5 protein-coding genes are annotated in these 2,959 nt (G+C 76.1%); 3 read left to right on the plus strand and 2 right to left on the minus strand.

Annotation, left to right across the window (positions count from 1 at the left end):
* Positions 1-472: ATP-binding cassette domain-containing protein (locus ACTUAL_RS29930; RefSeq protein WP_440902587.1), on the plus strand; the 472-nt coding region annotated here is incomplete at its 5' end.
* 64 nt (positions 473-536) lie between these two features.
* Here the strand turns inward: ACTUAL_RS29930 and ACTUAL_RS29935 are convergent.
* Positions 537-1,334 carry a TIGR02452 family protein gene (locus tag ACTUAL_RS29935; protein ID WP_096497762.1) on the minus strand — a complete coding sequence of 266 codons (798 nt, stop codon included), beginning with the start codon at positions 1,332-1,334 and terminating at the stop codon, positions 537-539.
* A gap of 105 nt (positions 1,335-1,439) precedes the next feature.
* Here ACTUAL_RS29935 and ACTUAL_RS29940 point away from each other — a divergent pair, with 105 nt between their 5' ends.
* Both ACTUAL_RS29940 and ACTUAL_RS29945 read left to right on the plus strand, forming a co-directional pair.
* The gene (locus ACTUAL_RS29940; RefSeq protein ID WP_440902588.1) at positions 1,440-1,745 is read left to right on the plus strand and encodes an ArsR/SmtB family transcription factor; all 306 of its coding nucleotides are present in this window, start codon (positions 1,440-1,442) and stop codon (positions 1,743-1,745) included.
* Positions 1,742-2,128: a VOC family protein gene (locus ACTUAL_RS29945; protein ID WP_440902589.1), complete on the plus strand. Its 387-nt coding sequence runs from the start codon at positions 1,742-1,744 to the stop codon at positions 2,126-2,128. Before ACTUAL_RS29940 ends, ACTUAL_RS29945 begins: the two co-directional genes overlap by 4 nt.
* A gap of 29 nt (positions 2,129-2,157) precedes the next feature.
* Here ACTUAL_RS29945 and ACTUAL_RS29950 read toward each other — a convergent pair.
* Positions 2,158-2,959, minus strand: an 802-nt coding sequence (locus tag ACTUAL_RS29950) for a nucleoside hydrolase (protein ID WP_440902590.1), incomplete at its 5' end; no start/stop codon positions are given.

The raw sequence follows: 2,959 nt of genomic DNA on the forward strand, positions 1-2,959 counted from the left end.
GGTGCTGGTCACCGGGGGCAACGGGGCTGGCAAGTCGACGCTGCTCTCCGTGCTCGCCGGGAAGGTCGAGCCCACGTCCGGGGGTGTGCGGCGGCTCGCCGGGGCGCGGATCGCGGTGGTGGCGCAGGAGGTCCCCGCGTGGCCGGACGAGGTGACCGCCGCCCAGCTGCACGCCCGGCTCGGCGACGGGGCGCTGCCGCTGGGCGCGCTGGGGCTGCTCGACGGGCACGTGCCCGGCACGCCGGTCGGGCGGCTCTCGCAGGGGCAGCGGCGGCGGGTGGACCTGGCGCTGCGGCTCGCGACCCGGCCGAACCTGGTCGTGCTCGACGAGCCGACCAACCACCTCTCGGCCGCGCTCGTGGACGAGCTGACCGAGGCGCTGCGGGGCACGCCCGCCGCCGTGGTCGTCGCGACCCACGACCGGGGGATGCTCGCCGACCTGGCCGACTGGCCGCGGCTGCACCTGGGGTGAGCCCGCGGGCGCGGAGGTGACCGCGGGGGCCGCCTCGGGAACGGGGCGGCCCCCGCGATCCCCGTCAGGACCCGCCGAACCGGGCCGTGAAAGCGGCCCTGGTCGGGGAGTCCCGGCGGCGGTCCAGGACCGCGAAGACCACGTGCTCGAACGCGGGCGCCGCCGCCAGCGCCGCCGCGAACGCCTCCGCCACCTCGCCCGGCTCGTTGCGGAACACCCCGCACCCCCACGCGCCCAGCACCAGCCGCCGGTGCCCGTGGTGGGCCGCCACGCGCAGCACGCGCTCCGCGCGGCGCAGCAGCGCCGGGCGCACGTCCGCGACCCGCTCGGGCTGGTTGGCCAGCACCGCGCCCCGGTTCGGGGCCGCCGCCGCCAGGAACGACGCCCGGTGCGGTCGCGCCAGCAGCCCGCCGTCGTCCGAGCGGAACACCGGGACGCCGGGGGCGTGGATCACCCGGTCGCTGTAGACGAGGTCGGGGCAGGCCCGGTGGTGGGCGTAGAAGGCCGGGACCGACTCCAGGCAGGCGTGCAGCGCCGACGAGCGCGCGATCGCCTCCTCCTGGGCCTGGGCGCCGTTCAGGAACCCGCCACCGGGGTTGCGGGCCGACGCGAACACCAGGCAGGCCACCCCGTCCCCCAGCCGCCGCGCCGCCTCCAGGGTCGACTCGCCGGTCACCTCCACCAGCGCCGACCCGGCCGGGACCGCCTCGGCCAGCGGCTCGTCCGGCAGGTGCAGCACCGTGCCCGCCACGGCCGCCGCCACCGCCCCGCCGATCTCCACCTCGCGGCCCCCGACCGCGTAGGACCCGCGCCGGGTGATCTCCACGGTCTCCTGGGCGATGACGCGCAACCCGCTCTTCACGGCGCCGATCCTGCCGAGGGCCACGACCGGCGGGCAACCGAATTCGCGGCGGACCCGCGCCACCCGAACGGGCCACCCCCTTGATAGGCAAGCATCCACTTGCCTATGCTCTGCCCCGTGGCCCAGGAGCTGTTCAAGGCGCTGGCCGACCCGACCCGCAGGCTCGTCCTCGACGAGCTGGTCGAGCGGGACGGCCAGACCCTGTTCGAGCTCTGCACCCGCCTGATCACCAAGCACGGCCTGGAGCTCTCCCGCCACGCGATCAGCCAGCACCTCGCCGTCCTGGAGGCCGCCGACCTGGTCCGCACCCGGCGCGAGGGTCGCTACAAGTTCCACCACCTCAACACCGAACCGCTGGAGCACCTGCTCGCCCGCTGGCTCCGGCCCGAACCACCTGGGGATGCACCGTGAGGATCCACCTGTCCAGCGTCTTCGTCGACGACCAGGCCAAGGCCCTGGACTTCTACACCGGGGTGCTCGGCTTCCGGCTCAAGGACGACGTCCCGATGGGCCACTCCCGCTGGCTCACCGTCGTCTCCCCGGACGACCCCGACGGCACCCAGCTGCTCCTCGAACCCTCCGAGCACCCCGCCGTCAAGCCGGACAAGGACGCGCTCGTCGCCGACGGCATCCCGGCCACCTCGTTCGCCGTGGACGACGTGCGCGCCGAGCACGCCAGGCTCACCGCCCTCGGCGTCCGGTTCACCCAGGAGCCCACCGAGCTCGGGCCCGTGGTCGTCGCCGTCCTCGACGACACCTGCGGCAACCTCATCCAGATCGCCCAGCACGCCTGACGGGCCCCGCCGGTCCGGCCGGTCCTGCGCTAGTCCGGCCGGGCCAGCGCCTCCAGCAACCGCTCCAGGAACACCTCCGACCGCACCGTCCGCAGCACCTTCACCGGCCGGGGCGTGTCGTCGATCGTGCTCTCGATGTGCGCCGTCGTGGTGATCCGCCGCCGGTCGGCCACGATCTGCCCCCGCGTGTGCGTGCCGGTCAGCTCCACCCCCAGCGGCAGCTCGCGGTGCGTGGCCAGGCCGGGGTCCAGCGCCACCGCCACGGTCAGCGGGTCGTGCGGGGTGCAGGTGCGCCTGCCGATCACCCGCGTGTAGAACTCCACGTAGTGCGCCAGGATCGCGTTCGCGTACCGCGCCCGCCGCGTCCGCAGCCCCGCCAGCCGGTCCAGCCAGTCCGCGTCCGCCCGCGCCGACTCGGTCACCTCCAGCCCGACCAGCGTCAGGTCGAACCCGGCGTCCAGCACGATCGCCGCCGCCTCCGGGTCGTGCCAGGCGTTCGCCTCCGCGTACGGGGTGATGTTGCCCGGCACAGCCGTCGCCCCCGCCATGGCCGTCACCGACCGCAGCAGCGCGGGCAGCTCCGGCTCCAGCAGCACCGCCAGCGCCAGGTTCGTCAGCGGCCCCAGCGCGATCAGGGTCAGCTCGCCGGGGTTCGCCCTGGCCAGCGCCACCAGCTGCTCGGCCGCCGACACCGGCACCGGCAGCCGCGACGGCGGCGGACCGGCCCCCCCCCCCACCCCCGCGAGGCCGTGCACGAACAACGAGGTGTACAGCGGCGGCGCCCGTGGCCGCCCCGCCCCCCCCCCCCCCCGGCCCCCCCCCCCCCCCCCC

It is taken from the genome of Actinosynnema sp. (genome assembly GCF_052038725.1).

Coding starts and splice junctions, on each gene's coding strand:
- ACTUAL_RS29940 (WP_440902588.1), top strand. CDS start 1,440: ATGCTCTGCCCCGTGGCCCAGGAGCTGTTCAAGGCGCTGGCCGACCCG.